Origin of the sequence: Lentzea sp. NPDC092896, from assembly GCF_044754905.1 — a bacterium.
In the GTDB taxonomy this organism is placed as follows: Bacteria; Actinomycetota; Actinomycetes; order Mycobacteriales; family Pseudonocardiaceae; genus Lentzea.
In genome coordinates, this window is sequence record NZ_JBIVPX010000001.1 from 1055410 (window position 1) to 1079892 (window position 24483).

The window sequence follows — 24483 nt, forward strand, 5'->3', positions numbered from 1 at the left end:
CGTCCTTTAAGGACCCGTCCAGTGAGGCGGGGAAGGAGGTCCAGCCGTGGCGTCACGTCAACGTGGCGCGACGGATCCGGCCGGGGATCGCGAGATTCTCTCGGCCGGTGACGTCGCGCGCACTGTCGCCCGAATGGCCCATCAGATCATCGAGAAGACCGCACTCGATGCACCCAGCGCACCCGACGTCGTCTTGATGGGTATTCCCAGCCGGGGAGCCCCCCTCGCACGACGTCTAGCCGCTAAGATCGCCGAATTTTCCGGCCGGACGGTGCACGAGGGCACGCTCGACATCACCCTCTACCGCGATGACCTGCGCAGAGGCCCCACGCGGCCGCTGGAAGCGACGAAGCTGCCCGAGGGCGGCATCGACGACAAGCTGGTTGTTCTCGTGGACGACGTGCTGTTCTCCGGCCGCACGATCCGCTCCGCCCTCGACGCGCTGCGCGACCACGGCCGGCCCCGCGCCGTCCAGCTCGCCGTGCTCGTCGACCGCGGTCACCGCGAACTGCCGATCCGCGCGGACTACGTGGGCAAGAACCTGCCCACGTCCAAGACCGAGGACGTCGTCGTGATGCTCGAGGAGTTCGACGGCCGCGACGGAGTGGTCCTGAAGTGAAGCACCTGCTCTCCACCGACGGCCTCGACCGCGATCAGGCGATCGCGATCCTCGACACCGCGGACCGCCTCAAGCAGGCGTTGCTCGGCCGCGAGGTCCGCAAGCTGCCGACGTTGCGCGGCCGCACGGTGATCACGATGTTCTACGAGAACAGCACGCGCACGCGGGTGTCGTTCGAGATCGCCGGCAAGTGGATGTCCGCGGACGTGATCAACGTCAGCAGCTCCGGTTCCAGCGTCAGCAAGGGCGAGTCGCTGCGCGACACCGCGCTGACGTTGCAGGCCGCGGGCGCCGACTGCGTGATCGTGCGGCACCCCGCTTCCGGTGCGGCGCACCGGCTCGCGGGCTGGCTCAAGCACACCAGCACGTCCGTGGTGAACGCCGGAGACGGCATGCACGAGCACCCCACGCAGGCGTTGCTCGACGCGGCCACGCTGCGCGACCGCCTGGGCAGCCTCGACGGCCGCCGCGTCGCGATCGTCGGCGACGTCCTGCACAGCCGCGTGGCGCGCTCGAACGTGCACCTGCTCACCACGCTCGGTGCCGAGGTCACGCTGGTCGCGCCGCCGACCCTGCTGCCCACCGGCGTCGAGAAGTGGCCGGTCGCGGTCTCGCACGAGATCGACTCCGAGCTCGCCTCGCAGGACGCCGTGATGTTGCTGCGCGTGCAGGCCGAGCGGATGACCGGCGGGTTCTTCCCGAGCTCGCGCGAGTACTCGATCGCGTACGGCCTCAACGAGCGGCGGCTGAAGCTGCTGCCAGAGCACGCCGTCGTGCTGCACCCCGGCCCGATGCTGCGCGGCATGGAGATCGCCTCCGTCGTCGCCGACAGCCCGCAGGCCGCGATCACCGAGCAGGTCCGCAACGGTGTCCACGTGCGCATGGCCGTGCTGTACCACCTGCTTGCCCACGAGGAGGAAAACGCGTGAAACCCTTGCTTCTCAAGGGAGTTCGACCCTACGGCGAGGGTGATCCGATCGACCTGCTGATCCGCGACGGCGTGATCGCAGAGGGCACGGATTCAGAGGCCGAAGTCATCGAAGGCAACGGGGCGGTCCTCCTGCCCGGGTTCGTCGACCTGCACACCCACCTGCGCGAGCCGGGTCGCGAGGACACCGAGACCATCGAGACCGGCTCCAAGGCCGCCGCACTCGGTGGCTACACGGCCGTTTTCGCGATGGCCAACACGGATCCGGTCGCCGACAACGCCGTCATCGTCGAGCACGTCGCCCGCCGCGGCCAGGAGGTCGGCCTGGTCGACGTCCACCCGGTCGGCGCCGTCACCGTGGGTCTGAAGGGCGAGAAGCTCGCCGAGCTCGGCACGATGGCGAACTCCAAGGCCAACGTCCGGGTCTTCTCCGACGACGGCCACTGCGTGCACGACCCGTTGATCATGCGCCGCGCGCTGGAGTACTCGAAGGCGCTGGGCGCCGTCATCGCCCAGCACGCCGAGGAACCGCGCCTCACGGTCGGTGCCCAGGCGCACGAGGGCGAGAACGCCTCCAGGCTCGGACTGCAGGGCTGGCCCGCCGCGGCCGAGGAGTCGATCGTCGCCCGTGACTGCATCCTCGCGAAGCAGGTCGACGCGCGGCTGCACGTCTGCCACGTCAGCACCACCGGCACGGCGGACGTCCTGAAGTGGGCCAAGGCCCGCGGCACCAAGGTGTCCGCCGAGGTCACCCCGCACCACCTGATCCTGACCGACGACCGGCTCTCCACCTACGACCCGGTCAACAAGGTCAACCCGCCGCTGCGCACGCAGTCCGACGTGGACGCGCTGCGGCAGGCGCTCGCGGACGGCACCATCGACTGCGTCGCCACGGACCACGCTCCGCACGCGATCCAGGACAAGGACTGCGAGTGGTCGGCGGCCCGTCCGGGCATGCTCGGCCTGCAGACCGCGCTCGGCATCGTCGTCGAGACGATGGTGCGGACCGGCCTGCTGGACTGGCGCGGCGTCGCGCGGGTGATGAGCGAGAAGCCCGCGGAGATCGCCGGGCTGACCGACCAGGGCCGTCCGATCGCGGTCGGCGAGCCCGCGAACCTCGTGCTGGTCGACCCGGACGCGTCGTGGACGGTGAACGGCGCGGAGCTCGCGAGCATCGCGGGCAACACCCCGTTCGAGGGCATGGAACTGCCCGCCGCGGTGACGGCCACCATCTTGCGTGGCCGGGTGACCGCACTGGCGGGGAGGATTGCGGAATGACGCGCATTCTCCTGTCCCTGGCGGTTTTCATCTTCTTCGCGCTGTGCGTCTACGGCATGTGGCACGGCTGGAAGCGCCGCCAGCGCGAGCAGGCCGGCTTGCCCGCGTTCCCCTCGACGCCGGCCGCCCTGGGCGCGCCGAAGCTCGCGACGACGGGCGTCTACATCGGAACGACGAACGCGGGCAACTGGCAGGACCGCGTCCAGGTCGGGGACATCGGCTTCCGCGCGGAGGCCACGCTGAGCCTCGTCCCGGAAGGTGTAGCCATCGAACGCGTTGGCGCGTCACCGATCTTCATCCCGGCCGAGTCCATCCGGGACGCCCGCACCGACCGCGGCCTGGCCGGGAAGGTCATGTTCAGCGAAGAGGGCCTGCTGGTGGTCCAGTGGGAGAACGAAGGCCACTTGTTCGACACCGGGTTCCGCGGTGACGACAAGGACGTTTACGGCGAATGGGTAGCAGCTCTCGTGGGAGGCAAGGCGTGACGAACGCGGCATTGGTGCTGGAAGACGGACGTGTCTTCCGCGGTGAGGCGTACGGAGCGACCGGCGTCTCGCTCGGCGAGGTCGTGTTCTCCACGGCCATGACCGGGTACCAGGAAACCCTGACCGACCCCTCCTACCACCGCCAGATCGTGGTGCAGACCGCGCCGCAGATCGGCAACACCGGCTGGAACGACGAGGACGACGAGTCCTCGAAGATCTGGGTCGCCGGGTACGTGGTCCGCGACCCCGCGCGCACGCCGTCGAACTGGCGGTCCAAGCGCGGCCTCGACGAGGAACTGACCAACCAGGGCGTGGTCGGCATCGCGGGCCTCGACACCCGCACCCTGACCCGCCACATCCGCGAGCGGGGCGCCATGCGCGCCGGGGTGTTCTCGGGCTCCGAGCTCACCGACGACGCGTCGATGGTCGAGCAGGTCAAGGCCTCGGCGGAGATGGTCGGCGCGAACCTCGCGGTCGACGTCACCACGGACAAGCCGTACGTGGTCGAGGCCATCGGTGCCAAGAAGTTCACCGTCGCGGCGCTCGACCTGGGCATCAAGTCGAACACCCCGCGGATGATGGCGGCGCGCGGCATCGAGGTGCACGTGCTGCCGCTGACCAGTTCCTTCGAGGACATCCTGAAGGTCAGCCCGGACGGGGTGTTCCTGAGCAACGGCCCGGGCGACCCGGCCACGCAGGACCACGCCATCGCGCTGACGAAGGAGGCGCTGGGCCGCAAGCTGCCGCTGTTCGGCATCTGCTTCGGCAACCAGATCCTGGGCCGCGCGGTCGGCCGCGGGACGTACAAGATGCGCTACGGCCACCGCGGCATCAACATCCCGGTCATCGACGTGACCACCGGCAAGGTCGCCATCACCTCGCAGAACCACGGGTTCGCGCTGGAGGGCACGCCCGGTGAGGAGTTCTCCTCGGAGTTCGGCCGCGCCGTGCTGTCGCACTACTGCCCGAACGACGGCACCGTCGAGGGCGTCCGGCTGCTCGACGCGCCGGCGTTCTCCGTGCAGTACCACCCCGAGGCCGCGGCCGGTCCGCACGACGCCGCGCCCCTGTTCGACGAGTTCGTGACGCTGATGAATGAGGCCCGCTGATGCCGAAGAGGACTGATCTCAAGCACATCCTGGTGATCGGCTCCGGTCCGATCGTCATCGGTCAGGCGTGCGAGTTCGACTACTCCGGTACCCAGGCGTGCCGCGTGCTGCGCGAAGAGGGCATCCGGGTCAGCCTGGTGAACTCCAACCCGGCGACGATCATGACCGACCCGGAGTTCGCCGACGCCACCTACATCGAGCCGATCACGGCCGAGTTCGTGGAGAAGGTCATCGCGCAGGAACGCCCGGACGCGATCCTGGCGACTCTGGGCGGTCAGACGGCGCTCAACACGGCCATCGCGCTGCACGAGCGCGGTGTGCTGGAGAAGTACAACGTCGAGCTGATCGGCGCGGACATCGACGCCATCCAGCGCGGTGAGGACCGGCAGATCTTCAAGGACCTGGTGCGGGGCATCGGTTCCGAGGTGCCGCGCTCGGCCGTCTGCAAGTCGATGGACGAGGTGCGCAAGACCGTCGCCGAACTGGGGCTCCCGGTCGTCATCCGCCCGTCGTTCACCATGGGCGGGCTCGGGTCCGGCATGGCGTACACGGCGGAGGAGCTGGAGCGTCTCGCGGCGATCGGCCTGGAGGAGTCCCCGGTCACCGAGGTGCTCATCGAGGAGAGCGTGCTCGGGTGGAAGGAGTACGAGCTCGAGCTGATGCGCGACCGCAACGACAACGTCGTCGTCATCTGCTCGATCGAGAACATCGACCCGATGGGCGTGCACACCGGTGACTCGGTGACGGTCGCGCCGGCGATGACGCTGACCGACCGCGAGTACCAGCACATGCGCGACGTCGGCATCCAGGTCATCCGCGAGGTCGGCGTCGACACCGGTGGCTGCAACATCCAGTTCGCGATCCACCCGGACAACGGCCGCATGGTCGTCATCGAGATGAACCCGCGCGTCTCGCGGTCGTCTGCTCTCGCGTCCAAGGCGACGGGCTTCCCGATCGCCAAGATCGCCGCGAAGCTCGCCATCGGCTACACGCTCGACGAGATCACCAACGACATCACGGGGGAGACCCCGGCGTCGTTCGAGCCGTCGCTCGACTACGTGGTCGTGAAGGCGCCGCGGTTCGCGTTCGAGAAGTTCCCCGGCGCGGACCCGACGCTGACGACCACGATGAAGTCGGTCGGCGAGGCCATGTCGATCGGCCGGAACTTCGTGGAGGCGCTGGGTAAGGCGCTGCGTTCGCTGGAAACGAAATCGGTCGGTTTCTGGACGCAGCCGGACCCGGAGGGCACTACTCTGGAGTCCACTCTGAAGCAGTTGGAGCGCGGCCACGACGGGCGCCTCTACACGGTCGAGCGTGCTCTTCGACTCGGCGCGTCCATTGAGGACGTGTACAACGCGTCGAAGATCGACCCGTGGTTCATCGAGCAGATCGCGTGGCTCGGCACGTTGCGGCAGGAGCTGCTGGACGCTCCCGTGCTCGACGAGCCGTTGCTGCGCAAGGCGAAGCGAGCTGGGCTCTCCGACCGGCAGATCGCGGTGCTGCGGTCCGAACTGGCCGGTGAGGACGGCGTGCGCAGGCTGCGCCACCGTCTGGGCGTGCGTCCGGTCTACAAGACGGTCGACACGTGCGCGGCGGAGTTCAAGTCCGAGACGCCGTACCACTACTCGGCGTACGAGCTCGACCCCCAGGCCGAGTCCGAGGTCGCGGAACAGCGCGAGAAGCCGAAGGTGCTGATCCTCGGCTCCGGGCCGAACCGCATCGGTCAGGGCATCGAGTTCGACTACTCGTGCGTGCACGCGGCCATGGCGTTGCGGGCGGCCGGGTACGAGACCGTGATGGTCAACTGCAACCCGGAGACGGTGTCGACGGACTACGACACGTCGGACCGCCTGTACTTCGAGCCGCTGACGTTCGAGGACGTGCTGGAGGTCGTGCACTCCGAGCAGCGCTCCGGCACGGTCGCGGGCGTGATCGTCCAGCTCGGCGGCCAGACGCCGCTGGGCCTGGCGCAGCGCCTGGCCGACGCCGGTGTGCCCGTCGTGGGCACGACGCCCGAGGCGATCCACCTCGCCGAGGACCGCGGCCAGTTCGGCAAGGTGCTGACCGAGGCCGGCCTGCCCGCGCCGAAGTTCGGCACGGCCACGTCGTTCAGCGAGGCCAAGGAGATCGCGGACGAGATCGGCTACCCGGTCCTCGTGCGGCCCTCCTACGTGCTCGGCGGGCGCGGCATGGAGATCGTGTACGACGAGGAGTCGCTGTCGGGCTACATCGCCCGCGCGACCGAGGTGACGCCCGAGCACCCGGTGCTGGTCGACCGGTTCCTCGACGACGCCATCGAGATCGACGTCGACGCGCTGTGCGACGGCGAGGAGGTGTTCATCGGCGGTGTCATGGAGCACATCGAGGAAGCCGGTGTGCACTCCGGCGACTCGTCGTGCGCGCTGCCGCCCATCACACTCGGCGCCTCCGACATCGAGAACGTCCGCCGCTCCACCGAGGCCATCGCGAAGGGCATCGGCGTGAAGGGGCTCCTGAACGTCCAGTACGCGCTCAAGGACGACGTGCTGTACGTCCTGGAGGCAAACCCGCGTGCGTCGCGCACGGTGCCGTTCGTGTCCAAGGCGACGGCGGTGTCGATGGCCAAGGCCGCGTCCCGCGTGATGCTCGGCGCCACGATCGCGGAACTGCGCGTGGAGGGCATCCTGCCGGCCACCGGTGACGGTGCCCGGCTGCCCGAGCACGCGCCGGTCGCGGTCAAGGAAGCCGTCATGCAGTTCCACCGCTTCCGCACGCCGGAGGGTCTCGGCGTGGACTCGTTGCTGGGCCCGGAGATGAAGTCCACCGGCGAGGTCATGGGCATCGACTCGTCGTTCGGCAAGGCGTTCGCGAAGTCGCAGACGGCCTCGTACGGCTCGCTGCCGACGTCCGGCAAGGTGTTCGTGTCCTTCGCGAACCGCGACAAGCGCGCGATGATCTTCCCGGTCAAGCGGCTGGCCGACCTCGGTTTCCAGATCCTGGCGACCGCGGGCACGGCGGAGGTGTTGAAGCGCAACGGGATCGCGTGCACCGAGGTGCGCAAGCACTTCGAGGGCGAGGGCAACGTCGTCGACATGATCCTGGCCGGCGAGATCGACATGATCTTCAACACGCCGTACGGCAACAGCGGCCCGCGCATCGACGGCTACGAGATCCGCACCGCCGCCGTGGCGAAGGACATCCCTTGTGTGACCACGATCCAGGGCGCTGCCGCGGCCGTGCACGGCATCGAGGCGCTCATCCAGGGTGACATCGGCGTCCAGCCGCTGCAGGCCCTCCAGGCCGCTCTGCGGGGTGACAAGTGACCTTCGGCGACAAACTCGCGAAAGCCGTTGAGGCGTACGGACCTCTGTGCGTCGGCATCGACCCGCACCCGAGCCTGCTGGAGGCGTGGGGCCTGTCCCCGACCGCGGAGGGCCTCGAACGGTTCGCTCTGACGGCCGTGGAGGCGTTCGGCGGCAGGGTCGCGATGGTGAAGCCGCAGGCGGCGTTCTTCGAGGCCTACGGGTCGCGTGGGGTCGCCGTGCTGGAGCGGGTGATCGCGGAGCTGCGCGACTCGGGCACGCTGGTGCTCGTGGACGCCAAGCGCGGCGACATCGGCTCCACCATGGCCGCCTACGCCCAGGCGTACCTGGGCGACGGCTCGCCACTGGCCGGTGACGCGGTCACGATCTCCCCGTTCCTGGGCTTCGGATCGCTGCAGCCCGCGCTCGACACGGCGCGGGCGACGGGCAGGGGCGTGTTCGTGCTCGCCCTCACCTCGAACCCGGAAGGTGCGCAGGTCCAGCGGGCGGTTGCTCCAGACGGGCGAACCGTGGCGAAGACGATCATCGATTTCGCCTCCGCTCGGAATTCAGGCATTTCCCCGTGCGGCGATGTTGGTCTCGTCGTGGGTGCCACGATCGGGGAAACGGATGTAGACCTCTCCGGGTTCAACGGACCGATCCTGGCGCCCGGTTTCGGCGCTCAGGGAGGCTCCGTGGCCGATCTAAAACGGCTCTTCGGACCCGACATGCGCAACGTCTTTCCGACTTCTTCACGAGATGTTCTCAAGCACGGCCCCGACGTGTCTTCGCTGGTCAGCGCGGTGCAGAGGGTTCAGCAGAGCCTCTGAGGAGGGGCGCGCCACGCCTTTTGGGGTGTGGTGCGCTCACCAGGGCAAACATGTGTTGGTAGGGTCCACGCCACCGGCTGCCCCGCTGGTCACCGGCCTCATAGCACACCTAGAGTGGGCGATGAGTTGCCGGAGGGCGGTGATCAGGCCGCCGGAGGGTGTTGGTACTACTACCACCCGCCGCAATCATGACCGCTGAAGATTTACCTGACTGGGTCACGTTGTACTCAGGCAATTGCGGTCGGTACGGTCGCGGCACCGATCCGAAAAGAATCCACACGGAGGAAATCGTGGCTCTTCCCCAGCTTACCGAGGAGCAGCGGGCCGCAGCGCTGGAGAAGGCTGCTGCCGCTCGTCGCGTTCGGGCTGAGCTCAAGGAGCGCCTCAAGCGTGGCGGCACGACCCTGACGGACGTGCTGAAGTCCGCCGAGAGCGATGAGATCCTTGGCAAGATGAAGGTGTCCGCGCTGCTTGAGGCCCTGCCGGGTGTCGGCAAGGTGCGTGCTCAGCAGATCATGGAGCGCCTCGAGATCGCTCCCAGCCGTCGCCTGCGCGGTCTTGGTGACCGTCAGCGCAAGGCCCTGCTCTCCGAGTTCAGCGGAGAGTGATTGGCACCGAGGCGGGAACGGGCTCTGCCCGTTCCCGCCTCACCGTCTTGTCCGGGCCGTCCGGCGTTGGCAAGTCCAGCGTTCTGACGGAGCTGCGCAGCCAGCAACCCGATATCTACTTTTCCGTCTCGGCGACCACCAGGAAGCCGAGGCCGGGCGAGGTCGACGGAGTGCACTACCACTTCGTGGACCACGAGAAGTTCCAGCAGATGGTCGAGGCTGGCGAGTTCCTCGAACACGCCGAGTTCGCCGGAAACCACTACGGAACCCCTCGCAGGCCCGTTGAAGAAGCTTTGGCCGCGGGCCGCCCCGCGCTCCTGGAGATCGAACTCCAGGGCGCGCGGCAGGTCCGCGTGGCCATGCCAGACGCACAGCTGGTCATGCTGGCGCCCCCGTCCTGGGAGCACCTGGTCGACCGGCTGACCGGCAGAGGCACCGAACACCCGGACGTCGTCGAACGCCGGCTGGCCATCGCCCGCGAGGAGCTGGCGGCCGAAAAGGAGTTCGACGAGGTCGTCGTGAACGCCGACGTGCAGTCGGCCGCGTCCGACTTGCTATCCTTGATGGTCGGACCACGAAATTCAGGAGATTGACGAGTGATCACCCACACCGAGCTCGGTCACCTGACCGGTTCTCCGGAGGGCATCACCAACCCGCCGATCGACGACCTGCTTGAGCAGGTGAGCTCGAAGTACGCGTTGGTGATCTACGCCGCGAAGCGTGCCCGCCAGATCAACGACTACTACGCGCAGCTCGGCGAGGGCCTGCTCGAGTACGTCGGCCCGCTCGTCGAGCCGGGCCCGCGTGAGAAGCCCCTCTCGATTGCTCTTCGCGAGATCCACGCGGGTCTGCTTGAGCACACCGAGGGCGAGTGACTGCGTCATCTGACGCTGGTGCCCCTGTTCGCCCCAAGATCGTTCTTGGGGTTGGCGGGGGCATCGCCGCGTACAAGGCCTGTGAGGTTTTGCGCCGACTGACCGAATCAGGCCACTCGGTGCGGGTCATCCCCACCGAGGGCGCGCTGAAGTTCGTGGGAGCCGCCACGTTCGAGGCGCTGTCGGGCCAGGTCGTGTCCGCGGACCCGTTCGACGACGTGCACGAGGTGCCGCACGTCAAACTGGGGCAGAACGCCGACCTCGTCGTCGTCGCCCCGGCCACGGCGAACCTGATCGCGAAGGCCGCGCACGGCCTCGCGGACGATCTTCTGACGAACACCCTGCTGACCGCGCGCTGCCCGGTCCTGCTGGTGCCGGCGATGCACACGGAGATGTGGGAGCACCCGGCCACCCAGCACAACGTGGCGTTGTTGCGCAGTCGCGGTGTCATCGTCGCCGAACCCGCGTCCGGCCGCCTCACCGGCAAGGACACCGGCAAGGGCCGTCTGCCGGACCCCGCCGAGATCGTCGAACTGGCCCGGCTGCTGCTGGTGCGCCGCGACGCCCTCGCGAGGACACTCGAAGGTGTGCACGTCGCGATTTCCGCCGGTGGCACGCGAGAACCACTCGATCCGGTCCGGTTCATCGGCAACCGCTCGTCCGGCAAGCAGGGCTATGCACTCGCACGGGTGGCGGCGCAACGCGGTGCCCGAGTGACTTTGGTCGCGGGAAACACAGCGGATCTGGCCACACCCGCCGGCGTCGACCTGGTGCGCGTGGGCTCCGCCGTGGAGTTGCGCGAAGCCATGCACAAGGTCGCGGCGGACGCGGACGTGGTCGTGATGGCCGCCGCGGTGGCCGACTTCCGGCCGTTGTCGCTCACCGGGCACAAGATCAAGAAGACCGACGGCGACCCCGACCCGATCGCGCTGACGAAGAACCCCGACATCCTCGTGGAACTCGTTTCCGCACGTAGGACGGGCCAGCTGATCGTCGGGTTCGCCGCGGAGACCGGCGACGAGACGACGTCGGTGCTCGACTACGGACGGGCGAAGCTGCGGCGCAAGGGCTGCGACCTCCTGGTGCTCAACGCGGTCGGCGACGGCAAGGCGTTCGAGCAGGAGGACAACGCCGGCTGGCTGCTGTCCCCGGACGGCACCGAGACGCCTATACCGCACGGCCCCAAAACACAAGTGGCGTCCGCTGTGTGGGACGCGGTTACCGTTCGCTTGACTGATTCTCAGTAGAATTTTTCCCTGTTGAGCCCCTCGAACAAGGAGTGTCCGTGAGCCAGCACAGCAGCAGGCTGTTCACCAGTGAGTCGGTGACCGAGGGACACCCCGACAAGATCTGTGACGCGATCAGTGACTCGATCCTGGACGCGTTGCTGGCCAAGGACCCGCGCTCCCGCGTCGCCGTGGAGACGATGGTCACCACCGGCCAGGTCCACGTCGCGGGTGAGGTCACCACCGAGGCGTACGCGGACATCCCCACGATCGTCCGCGAGAAGATCCTGGAGATCGGCTACGACTCGTCGCAGAAGGGCTTCGACGGCAACTCCTGTGGCGTGAACGTGGCCATCGGCGCGCAGTCCCCGGACATCGCGCAGGGCGTCGACACGGCGTTCGAGAACCGCGTCGAGGGCGCCGACGACGAGATCGACAAGCAGGGTGCCGGCGACCAGGGCCTGATGTTCGGCTACGCGTGCACCGACACGCCCGAGCTCATGCCGCTGCCGATCGCGCTGGCCCACCGCCTGTCCCGTCGCCTGACCGCGGTCCGCAAGGACGGCACCGTGCCGTACCTGCGCCCGGACGGCAAGACGCAGGTCACCATCGAGTACGCGGGCGACCAGCCCGTGCGCCTCGACACCGTCGTCATCTCCACGCAGCACGCCGACGGCATCGACCTCGAGAAGCTGCTCGGCGTCGACCTGCGCGAGCACGTCGTGGCCCCCGAGATCGCCGAACTGGGGCTCGACACCTCGAGCGTCCGGCTGCTCACCAACCCGACCGGCCGCTTCGTCATCGGCGGCCCGATGGGTGACGCTGGTCTCACCGGCCGCAAGATCATCGTCGACACCTACGGCGGCATGGCCCGTCACGGTGGCGGCGCGTTCTCCGGCAAGGACCCGTCGAAGGTCGACCGCTCCGCCGCGTACGCCATGCGCTGGGTCGCCAAGAACACCGTCGCGGCGGGCCTCGCCACCCGCGTCGAGGTCCAGGTCGCCTACGCCATCGGCAAGGCGGCCCCGGTCGGCCTGTTCGTCGAGACGTTCGGCACCGAGACCGTCGACCCGTCGAAGATCCAGCAGGCCATCTCGGAGGTCTTCGACCTCCGTCCGGCCGCGATCATCCGCGATCTCGACCTGCTCCGCCCGATCTACGCCCCGACCGCCGCGTACGGCCACTTCGGCCGCACCGACGTGGACCTGCCCTGGGAGTCGACGGACCGCGCCGACGCCCTGCGCAACGCCGCCGGCGCCTGATCACCCCGCACGCCCGAACGGCCCGCCTCCGCCCGGAGACGGGCCGTTTCGCGTATTTCGGGTCTCTCGCGGGCCTCCGCAGTGAGTGGGGGACGACCAGACAGGCTTGCACGCGGTGCCGCGCCCGCTCGACGTCGAGCTGGCCCGCCCGCGGCTGGTCGACCGCCTGAGAGGCCGCTGGTGCCGCCCGGTGACGCTGGTGACCGCCGGCGCGGGCTTCGGCAAGACCACCGCGCTGGCCCAGGCGGTGCGCGCGAACCTCCTGGAACCACGCGGCATCGACGCCTGGGTCACCTGCGGTCCCGGCCACGAGGACGCGACCCGGCTCGCCTCCGCGATCCTGGACGCCCTCGCGGCAGAACGCGGATCCCAGGCCGGCGCGGCGGAGATCCTCCAGGCACTGCAACGCAAAGCCCCGCTCGACGTGTGCCTGCTGCTCGACGACGTGCACGAGGTTCCGGACGGATCACCCGGCGCGGAGCTGCTCGCGACGCTCGCCCGCGCGTTGCCCGCCACCGCGCACCTCGTCCTGTCCGGACGTGTCGTGCCGGGACTTCCGCTGGCGCGCAGGGAGGCCGCGGGGGAGGTGGCCACGATCGAGACCGCCGACCTGGCCTTCACCGGCGCCGAAACGTCCGCGCTGGCCAGGAGGTTCGGCCGGGAGCTCACCGAGGACCTGCACGGCTGGCCCGCGCTGATCAGGCTGTCCCTCACCGCCGGCCCGGCCGCGTCCTGGCGCTACGCCGCCGAGGAGGTGCTGAGCCGCCTGTCCGCACCGACGCGGGAAACGCTGGCGGCACTGGTGATCCTCGGAACCGCGACCGCCGCGGAGATCGGCGCGGTGGCGGGTGCGGCCACCGACGTGGAACACCTCGTCCGGACCGTTCCGCTGGTGGACCGTCTCGACGACGGCCGCTACCGGGCTCACGACCTGTGGGCGAGCGTTCTGCCCACCGCGCACATGCGCGTCAAAGCCGCCGAGGTGCTGGTCCAGCGCGGCGAACTGGCGGGGGCCGGACGGGTCGCGTGCCGGGCCGGCGACTGGACGCTGCTCGCGCGCCTGGCGGTCGAGCTCGTGCGGACCACGCTCTCGGTCCTGCCCGGCGCGACGGCCCGTCGATGGCTCGAAGCGGTTCCGGCACACCAACTCCAGGAGCCGGCGTTCCTGTTGCTCACCGCCGCCGTCCGGCACGCCGACGACTTCACCGACCCGGCCATCGACTGCCTGGTCGACAACGCCTGCGCGCGATGGCTGGAAGCCGGTGACCACGACGGCGCGGCGGTGGCGCTGGGACAGGCCGTGATCACCGCGCATTCGAGGGGAGACCTCACCAGGCTGGCCGCCGTCGCCCAACGGGCACAACGACTTGAAGCGCGGTCACCCGTGCTGAGACTGCTCCGGCACAGCGTCGCCGCGGTGGTCGCCGAACTCGCCGGCGACCCGGAGACCGCTCTCACCCACCTCGCCCAGGCGCCCACCAGCGAGGTGCCCCAAGCGCTTGCGGTGTCTACGACGCGGTTCCACGTGCATTGCCTCGCGCTGTGCGGGCGGGGCCAGGACGCGGCCGAGCTGGCCGGACGGATGCTCACCGGCGACCTGTCCCGCCGGCACGTCGCCACGGCGCGGTGGTTCGACGGTGAACCCGTTGAGTTCCAAGGAGACGACGAGGACGGCACGGCTCGCGACGAGTTCGTGGCGCGGGCGTTTCACGCGGTCATCGCCGCGTCGTTCGGCGAGACCACCGCCGAGCTGTCCGCCGAGCAGGACAACCCGCGCGACGCGGTGCTGACGTGTGCGGCACAGGCGGCGGCCGCCGTCACCCGCGGCGACGAAGAACTGGCCCGCGACCTCTACAAGCAGCACCTGGCCCGATGGCCCGTGGACGTCAAGGTCGCCGAACGGCACCTGCGCCGGTTCCTGACGCTGGGCTACGTGCTCAGCGACGAACTCAGGGAACGCTGGGACAGCACCGATCTGGGCCCGTCCCATCGCAGGGCCCGTGTGGCGGGACGCGCGTTCCTGCAAGCCAGGCAAGGAGATCTCCGCACCGAGCTACCGGCGGAACACGCCCTCTGCTTCCTCCCGCTGCCGTGGTCTGCGGAACTCGCCGCGCGCCAGGCCGCGAGAGGCAGGACCGCGCTGGGCACCTGGCTGGCGGACCGCGTCGGACCGGCCGCGCACCGCCAGTTCCGCGAGCTGGCCAGAGATCCGGGCCTCGCCGCCGGTGCCCTCAAGCTCCTGGCCACCGTGCCCTCGCCGCCGGAGCATCCGATCGGCATCGAGGTCATCGGGCCGATGCGGGTCACCAGGAACGGCCTCACCGCACCGGCGCCGGAACTGCGCCGAGCCCGCGTCCGCCAGCTCCTCGGCCTTCTCGTGGTGCGCACCGTGATCACCCGCGCCCAGGCGATCGACCTGCTGTGGCCCGACCTGGACCCCGCGAGTGCCGCGAGGAACCTGCGCGTGACGACGACCCACCTCCGGCGGCTGCTGGAGCCGGGGCGGACCGCCGGCGAGGCCAGTTACTTCCTGCGCAGCGACAGCGAGTCCCTCCGGCTCGTCCGCGGCGACCTGCTGACGGTGGACCTGTGGTCGTTCCACGAGCTGAGCGACACGGCCAGGCAGAGCGAGGCGGTCGCGTTGTGGCGAGGCGAGCCGCTCCCGGACCTGACCGACCTGTGCGAGGCGGAGATCGCCCGGATCAGGGAGCGGCACGTCGGCAACCTGCTGGCGCTGGGCGAACTCCGGCTCGTCACCGGGGATCCGGCGCAGGCCCGTCACCTCGCGGACCGGGCGCTGGACCTGGAGCCGTTCGAACCGCGTGGGCACCGGCTGGCGCTCGCCGCCGCGTTGCGCGCACGGAATCCACAAAGGATCGAGGAGGTCCGTGCGCGCGTGCTGGACTCGTTGCGGCAGCTCGGGGTGAGACCCGACCCGGCCACGGAGATCCTGTTGCGGCAGGCGGTCACACGCAGCTGACGGTGACCTCCGTCGACGGCGGGCAGAAGTCGAAGCCGAGCTGGCCGTCGCCGCGGTCGAAGTTCAGGTCGCCGGACAGCAGGTCCATGCCGTCGCCGCCGAGCATGTCGTCGTCGCCGGCCTCGCCGTAGACGGTGTCGTGGCCGTCGCCGCCCTGGACGTCGTCCGGGCCCCAGCCCGCGCAGACCAGGTCGTTGCCGTCGCCACCGAAGATCGTGTCGTCGGCACCGAGCCCGAGGATGATGTCGTTGTCGCCCAGCCCGAAGATGGTGTCCGGCCCGTTGCTGCCGACGATCACGTCCGGCCCCGGACCGCCGACGATGAAGCCCGCGCCGACGATCGTGGGCACGGCGTTGTAGCAGTTCGCGGGCGTGGGTCTGTTCTGGAACTCCGGCGGCACCTCGTCGGCCTGGGCGACACCGGCGGTGCAGAGCCCGATGGCGAGTGCGGCGGCGGCAATGCGCAGTCTCATGGTCGTTTCCCCTCTTCTGTGTCTTGCCTGGGGAGAGAGTCACAACCGCGCGTTGCCCGAACGCTAACCAAAGGTCGGTTCCGCGACACCTTCCGAGGCTACAAACTCCGTTCATGTCGCTCTCTCGTCGTGGGTTCATGGCTGCCGTCGCCGCAGCCGGTGCGGGCACGCTGCTGCCGCCGTCGGTGTACGCCGCGTTGGCCCGTGAGCCCCGTGCGGGAGGGTTGCGCGCGATCAAGCACGTCGTGCTGTTGATGCAGGAGAACCGTTCGTTCGACCACTACTACGGGACACTCCGCGGCGTGCGCGGGTTCTCCGACCGCAACGCGCTGAAGGGCGTGTTCAACCAGTCGGGCGTGCTGCCGTTCCCGGTGCGTGAGGCGGCGTCCGGGCGTGACATCCAGTACATCGGCGACCTGGACCACAGCTGGAACGGCGGGCACTCGGCGTTGCGCGGCGGGTGGAACGACAACTGGGTGCCGGCGAAGACCGGGGCGACTATGGCGTACTACACGCGCCAGGACATCCCGTTCCACTACGAGCTCGCGGACACGTTCACGCTGTGCGACGCCTACCACTGCTCGGTGCCGTCCTCGACCTCACCGAACCGGAACTACTGGGTGTCCGGGTACACGGGTTTCGAGCCGTCCGGCGGTCGTGCGACCGGCAACGCGGCCTACAGCGAGGACACCCACACCGGGTACACGTGGAAGACGTACCCGGAACGCCTTGAGGCGGCGGGGAAGTCGTGGCGCGTGTACCAGGAGTGGGACAACTTCCAGGACAACAACCTGGAGTTCTACGTGCGGTTCAAGGAGATCGCGCGCAAGGTGCTGCCCACCGGGTTCAAGTCGCTGGACAAGCTGTACGGGACCGGTGACCCCGCGCTGATCGGCTCGCTGGACCTCTCGAAGCTCTCCGCGGCGGAGAAGTCGCTGTACTCGCGCGGACTGCATCGCGTGAAGCCCGGAGGGCTGGGGGAGACGTTCCGGGCGGACGTCGTCGCGGGCCGGTTGCCCGCCGTGTCGTACCTGGTTCCGTCCTCTGTGGACTCGGAGCACCCCGGCGCGTCGTCGCCCGCCGCCTCCGCCTCGATCACCTATCAGGTGCTGGACGCGCTGGCGTCCAACCAGGAGGTGTGGGAGTCCACGGTCCTGTTCATCACCTACGACGAGAACGACGGCTTCTACGACCACGTGCCGCCGCCGCGCCCGCCGTTGTCCGTTGCCGACGAGTACGTGGGTGACCGGCCGTTGGGGCTGGGTGCGCGCGTGCCGATGACCGTCGTCTCGCCGTGGTCCGTCGGCGGTTACGTGAACTCGCAGGTGTTCGACCACACGTCGATGACGCGGTTCCTGGAGAAGTGGACCGGGGTGCGGTCGGAGGAGATCTCCGCGTGGCGCCGGACCGTCGCCGGTGACCTGACCTCGGCGTTCGACTTCGACCGGCGCCGGACGTGGCCCGAGGTCGGCGAACCCGCCGCCGTGCCGCCCGCGACGCCGCGCTGGCGCCCCGCTCCTCCGTCCGAGCAGAAGATGCCGGAGCAGGAGGCCGGTAGGCGACGTGCGCGCGCCCTGCCGTATCAGCCGGACGCGTCGTTGCGCGGGTCGACGCTGGACATGTCGAACTCCGGATCGGCGTCCGTGCACTTCGCGCTGTACCCGTACTCGGGCCAGTTCGCGCTGCCGCAGCACTTCGACGTCGCGTCGTCGGCGTCGCTCGAGGTCACCGGTGATCACGACCTCGTGTTGCTGGGTCCCAACGGCTTCCGCCGTGAGTTCGCTGGGTCTTCCTCTGACCGTGCGCGCGTCTCGTCGTCGGTGCGTGGATACAGCCGTGTGCTGACGTTGACGTTCGAGAACAGCGGATCGTCGCGGCTGACGTTCGTGCTGGGGCGGCGTCGTTACGTTGTGAGGCCAGGACATCGTCACGTCATCCCATGGCTGACCGTCATGAATTCCGGCTGGTACGACCTGACGGTGACGGTGGAGGAGGAGCCCCGGTTCCGCCGTCGTCTGTGCGGTCACATCGAGAACGGCCAGGAGTCGATCTCCGGATAACGTTGCCCCCGTGGAGATCAAGGGGGATGAGATCCGGCGGCGGATGATCGAGCACGAGTTACTGGATCCGGGCGGGTTCGTGCTCGTCGGGGCCCAGATCACCGGTCAGCTCGACCTGTCCGACGTCGTGGCGAAGAAACCGCTGGTGCTGCGCGACTGCACGACCGAGCAGCCGGTGCGGCTCGACCGGGCGCAGTTCTCACAGCTGGACCTGCGCGGCCTGACCGCGCCCGCCGTGCACGCGCGTGGCCTGTCCGTGGACCACAACCTGAGCCTGAGCGGCGCCCGCCTGAGCGCCGCGGAGTCGATCGACGCGCTGCACATGCGCATCGGCGGCAGCGTGTACCTGAACGACGGCTTCCACGCCGCGGGTTCGGTGACGCTGAGCGGGTCGCAGATCTCGGCCGTGCTGATGTGCGCCGGAGCCCGTTTCGAGGCGGGGCTCGTGCTGGTCGACCTGCGGGTCGGCGACGGGATCTTCCTGTCCCAGGGGTGCGACGTCTCGGGCGGCGGCATCCACGCTTCGGTGCGATTGCGCGGGACGCGGGTCGACGGCCAGCTCATCTTCCGGGACGGCCGGGTCAGCTCACCGGGCGTCGCTTTGGACCTGCGGCACGTGCGCGTCGGCAAAGAGCTGTTCCTGCCGTTCGAAGGCGTCGACGGCAAGGCACAACTGGAAGGCCTGACCTACGAGGGCCTGCCGCGGGACGCCACTGTGGACGAATGGCTCTCGTTCCTCGCGACCCGCACCCTCCGCTACTCGACCCAGCCGTGGACCCAGCTCGCCGCCGCCCACCAGGCCGCCGGCCACGAACGCGACGTGCGGCGGATCCGGGTGGCCCAGCAACGCGACCTGCGCCGCCGCGGCCAGCTCTCCCGGTGGGGCCGCGCCTGGCACCTGATCCGAGGCGTGACCGTCGGACACGGCTACCGCCCCGGCCTCGCGCTCGTGTGGCTGGCCGGCGTGCTCGCCGTGTCGGTCGGTGTGGTGTTGATCTCCGGAGCCGTCCGCTGCTCGACCGTGGAACAGGTCGGCTACGCCCTGAACGTGGCGACACCGCTGGTCAAGGTCGACGCCACCCGTTGCACGGTCGACGCGGGCGCCAGCGCGGGCCAGGTGGTCCTGGCCACCACCTGGCTGCTGCAGATCCTGGCCTGGGCCTTCGCGACCCTGTTCGTGGCGGGCTTCACCGGTTTGGTGAGGCGCAACGCGTGACTGTCGGGGGTGTCTGATACACCAGGAGGCATGAACGCGAAGACCGGAGCGAGAAAAGGGGAGCGGGTCCCCGCGGAGTCGCTGCCGGTCGCCCGGATCGTGGTGGACGTCCCCCTGGCCCACCTGGACCGCCCGTTCGACTACTCGGTTCCGTCCGAACTGGACGAAGCCGCCGTCGCGGGCTGCCGCGTCCGGGTGAGGTTCGCGGGCCAGCTCGTCGACGGCTACCTGCTGGAGCGAGCCGAAACCTCGGAGTACGGCAAGAAACTGGCCTTCATCGAGAAGGTCGTGTCACCCGAACCGGTGCTGGCACCCGAGATCGCCACCCTGGCCCGCGCCATCGCCGACAGGTACGCGGGCGGCATGATCGACGTGCTGCGCCTGGCCATCCCGCCCCGGCACGCCCGAGCGGAAGCCGCCGCCTCAGCGGAGCCGCCGCCGCTGCCCCAGCTGCCCGCGTGGGTGGGGCAGCCGCCGGCGGAGGCGCCACAGGGCGGAGCCGCGCTGCTGACCGTGGTGGCCTCACAGCCCGAGATGGTTCCGCAGACCGAGGAACGGCAGGCCGAAGCCGCCTCATCGCCCGTGGAGGCTTCGCAGACCGAGACGCGGCGGGCCGAAGGCACACCTCATTCCGGAGCTGTGCCGCCGACCGGAGCCGTTCCGCAGATCGGGGTTCCGCAGACCGAGACGGGCTCGCAGCCCGAGGCGCAGCAGGCCGAGGCCCTTTCGTACCCCGCAGCGCTCCCGCCGACCGGAGCCGTCCCGCCAACCGAATCCGCTTCCCAGCCCGAGCCCGCTTCGCCGGCCGAAGCCGTCCCGCCGTCCGACGCGGCCGCCGGGCGTTCGCAGCTGCCTCCCGTCCCCGCCGACGCTTGGGCGCGCTATCCCCGCGGCCCCAAGTACCTGGAGGCCCTGCACGAGGGCCGGCCCGCCCACGCCGTCTGGCAGGCGTTGCCCGCCGAGGACTGGCCCGCGCGGCTCGCGGAGGCGGCCGCCGCCGTCGCGTCGTCGGGGCGCGGGGTGGCCATCGTCGTTCCCGACCACCGCGACTTGGCCCGTGTCGCCGAGGCGTGCGGCGAGCTGATCGAAGGCGTCGTGACGTTGTCGGCCGACCTCGGGCCGTCGGAGCGCTACAAGCGCTGGTTGTTGGTGCGCCGGGGCGTGGCGCGGGTGGTGGTCGGTACGCGGGCCACGGCGTTCGCACCGGTCAAGAATCCTGGGCTGTTGGTCGTGTGGGACGACGGTGACGATCTGCACGTCGAGCAGCGGTCGCCGTATCCGAACGTGCGTGACGTGTTGGTGCAGCGCGCGCACATGACGGGGGCCGCGCTGCTCATCGGCGGGTTCGCTCGCACGGCCGAGGCGCAGTTGCTGGTCGAGACTGGCTGGGCGCACGAGATCGTGGCGTCGCGCGAGACGTTGAGGTCCGTCGCGCCGCGGGTGGTGTCGGTGGGCGACAACGAGTGGCAGGACGTCAAGGACCCGGCTGCGCGCACGGCCCGGCTTCCGTCCATCGCGTTCGACGCCGCCCGGTTCGCGCTCACCGACTCGCCGGTGCTGATCCAGGTGCCGCGCCGTGGTTACGTGCCGTCGCTCGCCTGCGGTCAGTGCCGGGGGCCCGCGCGGTGCCGCCGGTGCGCGGGGCCGCTGGCGTTGCCGGGCGGGACCGAGGACGGGCTGCCGAAGCCCGCGTACTGCCGGTGGTGCGCGGCGACGGAGGCCGCGTTCCGGTGTCCCACGTGCGGGTCGCGCAAGCTTCGCGGGCAGATCATCGGGGCCCGGCGCACGGCGGAGGAGCTCGGGCGGGCGTTTCCCGGGATTCCGGTGCGGACCAGCGGCGCGGACGAGGTGCTGACCAAGGTGCCGGGCAGGCCCTCGCTGGTGGTCGCGACGCCGGGCGCCGAACCCGTGGCCGAGGGCGGCTACGGTGCCGTGCTGCTGCTCGACGGGTGGGCGTTGCTGGGCAGGGCCGACCTCCGCGCCGCCGAGGAGGCGCTCCGGCGGTGGATGACGGCGGCGGGCCTGGTGCGGCCCGGCAACGGGCGGGTGGTCGTGATCGCGGACTCGTCGCTGACCCCGGTGCAGGCCCTGGTCCGCTGGGACCCGGTGTGGCACGCCGCCACCGAACTCGCCGCGCGGACCGAGCTGGGCTTCCCGCCCGCGGTCCGGATGGCGACGGTCGACGGCACCCCGGACGCGGTGAACGCCATGCTCGACGAACTCCGGCTGCCGCCCACCGGCGAGGTCCTCGGCCCGGTGCCGCTGGGCGACGACGAGACCAAGGAACGAGCCCTGGTGAGGGTCGCCCGCGGCGAGGGCCGTCAGCTGGCCGCCGTGCTGGCCGAGGCGCAGGCCGTGCGGACGGCGCGCAAGGAGCAGGACCTAGTGCGCATCAAGCTCGACCCGCTGGAGGTCCTGTAGGCGCTCAGTTCGCGAAGTGGGAGCGCAGGCCGGCGATGTGCTCGCGGATGTCCTCGTCGGTCAGCTTCTCGTACTCGAGGTACTCGCTCATGTAGGTCATGAGGTCGCCGCGTTCCGGGTGGTCCTCACCGGCGATCACGTGCGCCGTCGTGCCCGCGATGCCCGCCGGGAACAGCAGGAAGCCGTCGAGGCCCGCCATCGTGTCGAAGGAGGCGTTCTTGGCCTCCCACAGGGCCCAGACGTCCTCTTCACGCCCGCACTCGGCGAGCAGCAGGGCGGCGAGCACCAATGCCTCGCGCACACCCCAGCCCTCCTGGTGCGCGGCGGTCTCCTCGGCCAGGAGATGCCGCAGCAGGCCGGCGTCCTCGTCGCGGCGCTCGCGCAGCAGGAGGTGCAGCGCGTCCTCGCGGTCGGCCTCGTCGAGCGGGGTGTTCGTGAAATCGGTTCGCAACTGATCAAGATCGATCGACACGCCCGCACCTTAGGCCTTCCTCAAGGGGTGTTGCCATCCGGTGACAACGGAGTAGAAGTTTCCGCATGTTGCGAACGGTTGCCGCACTGACGCTCTCCGTCGTACTGGTCGCTCCTGCCCCGGCAGGAGCGGCGGAATCATCGCCACGCGTGCCCGAGCAGGTGGGCTGGGGAGGCGCTGTGTCGAGCGTCGACCCCGACGCGTCCCAGATCGGCATCGACGTGCTCCGCCGCGGTGGCAACGCTGTCGACGCCGCCGTCGCCACCGCCGCCGCGCTCGGCGTGACCGACCCGTTCAGCGCGGGCATCGGTGGCGGCGGGTTCTTCGTCCACTACGACGCCCGCACCGGCCGTGTGTCCACTTTGGACGGCCGGGAGACCGCGCCGCGGTCCGCGACCGACCAGCTCTTCGTCGAGAACGGCCAGCCACTGCCGTTCGCTGAGGCGATGACCAGCGGCAAGTCCGTCGGCGTCCCCGGCACGCCCAAGACGTGGCAGCAGGCGCTGCGCAAGTGGGGCACGCTGAACCTGCGTGAGGCCATGGCGCCCGCGGAAGCGTTGGCACGGCGTGGTTTCGTCGTCGACCAGACGTTCAACTCGCAGATCACGAACAACGCCGCCCGCTTCGCCGACTTCACCTCGACCCGCGACCTGTACCTGCCCGGCGGCCAGGCGCCCGCGGTCGGCAGCACGTTCCGCAACCCGCAGCTCGCCGACACCTACCGCGAACTCGCCCGTACCGAACTGGCGTCGCTCTACGGCGGCGCGGTCGGCCGCGACCTCGTGAAGGCCGTGCAGAAGCCGCCGGTCGTGCCCGGCTCGACCCGCAACGTCCGCGCCGGCGACATGCAGCTCTCCGACCTGGCCCGCTACCAGGTCGAACGCCGTGACCCGACCCGTACCAGCTACCGCGGCCTCGACGTCTACGGCATGGCGGCACCGTCGTCGGGCGGCACGACCGTCGGCGAGGCGCTCAACATCCTCGAGTCGACCGACCTGTCGAAGGTCTCCGACGTCGAGTACCTGCACCGCTTCATCGAGTCGACCAAGCTCTCCTTCGCCGACCGCCTGCGCTGGGTGGGCGACCCCGCCTTCTCCCGCGTGCCGACCGAGGGCCTGCTCTCGCAGAAGTTCGCCGACAGCCGCGCCTGCCTGATCAAGCCCGACGCCGTGCTTCCCGCCCCGCAGCCCGCCGCCGACCCGCGCGACCCCAAGGCGTGCGAGGCCACCGCCGGACTCTCGGCCCTGCGTGAGGACGCCGAACGCACCACGCACCTCACGACCGCCGACCGCTGGGGCAACGTCGTCGCCTACACCCTGACCATCGAGGCGGAGGGCGGCAGCGGCATCGTCGTCCCGAACCGCGGCTTCCTGCTCAACAACGAGCTCACCGACTTCGAGTTCGTCGCCCCGACCGCCGGCGTCCCGCACCCGAACCTCCCCGGCCCCGGCAAGCGCCCGCGCTCGTCGATGGCCCCGACGATCGTCCTCGACCACGGCAAGGTCGTGCTCGCCGTCGGCTCACCGGGCGGCGCCACGATCATCACCACGGTCGCCCAGATCCTGACCGGCCGCCTCGACCGCAAGATGTCCCTGGTCGACGCCGTCGCGGCCCCGCGCGCCTCCCAGCGCAACGCCGCCACCACCCCGGCGGAGGCGGCGTTCATCGCCGCCTCGACCACCGCGGGCCTGCAGGCCATCGGGCACAAGTTCAGCCAGAACGCCGAGATCGGCGCCGCCACGGCCGTCGAACGGGCCAAGGACGGCCGGTGGCGCGCGGTCGCCGAGCCGACGAGGCGCGGAGGTGGCGCGGCCCGCGTGGTGAAGGTGGGCTGAGCTAGTTGTTGGTGCGTCCGTCGATGCGTTCGCGCAGGAGGTCGGCGTGGCCGTTGTGCTGCGCGTACTCCTCGATCAGGTGGACGTAGAGCCAGCGCACCGAGATCTCGCCCACTCGTTCGTGCAAGAAGATGTCGTCGAGGTCCCGCGTGGCAGCAGCCGCGCGGGCCTCGGCCATCTCGGCCACGAGATAGGCGTACTCGGCCTCGGCGCGGGCCGGATCGAGGTCCTCGAAGGCGCCGTCCCAGTCACCTGGCCCGCTGTGCCTGGCCTGCACGTCCTGGCCGGCCAGGCGGACGCGGAACCACACGCGCTCCACGTCCGCGAGGTGCCGGATCAGGCCCAGCAGGCTCAGGTTCGACGGCGGCGCGGACGCCTCGGCCAGTTGCTCGCCGGTGAGTCCCGCGCAGTTGCCCAGGAACGTGGCTCGATGGCGGTCGAGCCACGCCTCCAGCATCGGGCGTTCCGCCCCGAGGAGCGGTTCGTCGGTGATGTCGACTTCAGGTGCGGTCCAGGTCATGGCTCC

The 24483-nt window shown here is 70.1% G+C and carries 20 protein-coding genes; 17 read left to right on the forward strand and 3 right to left on the reverse strand.

Annotated features, from left to right (window positions below; genetic code table 11):
- Positions 1–46 precede the first annotated feature (46 nt).
- The 13 genes from pyrR (at position 47) to ACIQF0_RS04685 (ending at position 15481) form a co-directional block, all read left to right on the forward strand.
- Positions 47–619: a bifunctional pyr operon transcriptional regulator/uracil phosphoribosyltransferase PyrR gene (gene pyrR, locus ACIQF0_RS04625; protein WP_089912344.1), complete on the forward strand. Its 573-nt coding sequence runs from the start codon at positions 47–49 to the stop codon at positions 617–619.
- The gene (locus ACIQF0_RS04630) at positions 616–1548 is read left to right on the forward strand and encodes an aspartate carbamoyltransferase catalytic subunit (protein ID WP_360032760.1); all 933 of its coding nucleotides are present in this window, start codon (positions 616–618) and stop codon (positions 1546–1548) included. The genes pyrR and ACIQF0_RS04630 overlap by 4 nt, the downstream gene beginning before the upstream one ends.
- Positions 1545–2825, forward strand: a complete 1281-nt coding sequence (locus tag ACIQF0_RS04635) for a dihydroorotase (protein WP_401024426.1) — start codon at positions 1545–1547, stop codon at positions 2823–2825. Before ACIQF0_RS04630 ends, ACIQF0_RS04635 begins: the two co-directional genes overlap by 4 nt.
- Entirely contained in the window at positions 2822–3310 is a 489-nt protein-coding gene (locus tag ACIQF0_RS04640; protein WP_401024429.1) for a transporter, read from the forward strand. Before ACIQF0_RS04635 ends, ACIQF0_RS04640 begins: the two co-directional genes overlap by 4 nt.
- Positions 3277–4419 (forward strand): glutamine-hydrolyzing carbamoyl-phosphate synthase small subunit, encoded by a 1143-nt coding sequence (gene carA, locus ACIQF0_RS04645; RefSeq protein ID WP_401024431.1) that lies wholly within the window; start codon positions 3277–3279, stop codon positions 4417–4419. The genes ACIQF0_RS04640 and carA overlap by 34 nt, the downstream gene beginning before the upstream one ends.
- Positions 4419–7721, forward strand: a complete 3303-nt coding sequence (carB, locus tag ACIQF0_RS04650; protein WP_401024434.1) for a carbamoyl-phosphate synthase large subunit — start codon at positions 4419–4421, stop codon at positions 7719–7721. The genes carA and carB overlap by 1 nt, the downstream gene beginning before the upstream one ends.
- Positions 7718–8530, forward strand: a complete 813-nt coding sequence (gene pyrF / locus ACIQF0_RS04655) for an orotidine-5'-phosphate decarboxylase (RefSeq protein WP_360032774.1) — start codon at positions 7718–7720, stop codon at positions 8528–8530. Before carB ends, pyrF begins: the two co-directional genes overlap by 4 nt.
- Before the next feature lie 290 nt (positions 8531–8820).
- The gene (mihF, locus tag ACIQF0_RS04660) at positions 8821–9138 is read left to right on the forward strand and encodes an integration host factor, actinobacterial type (protein ID WP_030481817.1); all 318 of its coding nucleotides are present in this window, start codon (positions 8821–8823) and stop codon (positions 9136–9138) included.
- Entirely contained in the window at positions 9135–9731 is a 597-nt protein-coding gene (gene gmk / locus ACIQF0_RS04665) for a guanylate kinase (RefSeq protein WP_093588062.1), read from the forward strand. Before mihF ends, gmk begins: the two co-directional genes overlap by 4 nt.
- Positions 9732–9734: 3 nt before the next feature.
- Positions 9735–10013: a DNA-directed RNA polymerase subunit omega gene (gene rpoZ, locus ACIQF0_RS04670; protein ID WP_045313812.1), complete on the forward strand. Its 279-nt coding sequence runs from the start codon at positions 9735–9737 to the stop codon at positions 10011–10013.
- A gap of 38 nt (positions 10014–10051) precedes the next feature.
- Entirely contained in the window at positions 10052–11260 is a 1209-nt protein-coding gene (gene coaBC / locus ACIQF0_RS04675) for a bifunctional phosphopantothenoylcysteine decarboxylase/phosphopantothenate--cysteine ligase CoaBC (protein WP_401027695.1), read from the forward strand.
- 38 nt (positions 11261–11298) lie between these two features.
- The gene (metK, locus tag ACIQF0_RS04680; protein WP_319973231.1) at positions 11299–12501 is read left to right on the forward strand and encodes a methionine adenosyltransferase; all 1203 of its coding nucleotides are present in this window, start codon (positions 11299–11301) and stop codon (positions 12499–12501) included.
- Positions 12502–12616: 115 nt separating this feature from the next.
- Positions 12617–15481 (forward strand): hypothetical protein, encoded by a 2865-nt coding sequence (locus ACIQF0_RS04685; protein WP_401024440.1) that lies wholly within the window; start codon positions 12617–12619, stop codon positions 15479–15481.
- Here ACIQF0_RS04685 and ACIQF0_RS04690 read toward each other — a convergent pair.
- Positions 15468–15953 carry a calcium-binding protein gene (locus ACIQF0_RS04690; protein WP_401024442.1) on the reverse strand — a complete coding sequence of 162 codons (486 nt, stop codon included), beginning with the start codon at positions 15951–15953 and terminating at the stop codon, positions 15468–15470. The genes ACIQF0_RS04685 and ACIQF0_RS04690 overlap by 14 nt on opposite strands.
- A 113-nt stretch (positions 15954–16066) precedes the next feature.
- On the opposite strand from ACIQF0_RS04690, the gene ACIQF0_RS04695 reads away from it, so the two are divergent.
- The 3 genes from ACIQF0_RS04695 to ACIQF0_RS04705 are packed head-to-tail and all read left to right on the forward strand — an operon-like array spanning position 16067 to position 21650.
- Positions 16067–18013 carry a phosphocholine-specific phospholipase C gene (locus ACIQF0_RS04695; RefSeq protein WP_401024445.1) on the forward strand — a complete coding sequence of 649 codons (1947 nt, stop codon included), beginning with the start codon at positions 16067–16069 and terminating at the stop codon, positions 18011–18013.
- A 10-nt stretch (positions 18014–18023) separates the two neighbouring features.
- A complete protein-coding gene (locus ACIQF0_RS04700) occupies positions 18024–19229 on the forward strand; it encodes a hypothetical protein (RefSeq protein ID WP_401024447.1) in 1206 nt (401 codons plus the stop codon).
- A gap of 30 nt (positions 19230–19259) precedes the next feature.
- Positions 19260–21650 (forward strand): hypothetical protein, encoded by a 2391-nt coding sequence (locus ACIQF0_RS04705; protein WP_401024450.1) that lies wholly within the window; start codon positions 19260–19262, stop codon positions 21648–21650.
- A gap of 4 nt (positions 21651–21654) precedes the next feature.
- On the opposite strand, the gene ACIQF0_RS04710 is transcribed toward ACIQF0_RS04705, so the two are convergent.
- Entirely contained in the window at positions 21655–22122 is a 468-nt protein-coding gene (locus ACIQF0_RS04710; protein ID WP_401024452.1) for a hypothetical protein, read from the reverse strand.
- A gap of 65 nt (positions 22123–22187) precedes the next feature.
- On the opposite strand from ACIQF0_RS04710, the gene ggt reads away from it, so the two are divergent.
- A complete protein-coding gene (ggt, locus tag ACIQF0_RS04715) occupies positions 22188–23957 on the forward strand; it encodes a gamma-glutamyltransferase (RefSeq protein ID WP_401024455.1) in 1770 nt (589 codons plus the stop codon).
- A 1-nt stretch (position 23958) separates the two neighbouring features.
- On the opposite strand, the gene ACIQF0_RS04720 is transcribed toward ggt, so the two are convergent.
- A complete protein-coding gene (locus ACIQF0_RS04720) occupies positions 23959–24477 on the reverse strand; it encodes a DinB family protein (protein ID WP_401024457.1) in 519 nt (172 codons plus the stop codon).
- Between the last annotated feature and the right edge of the window lie 6 nt (positions 24478–24483).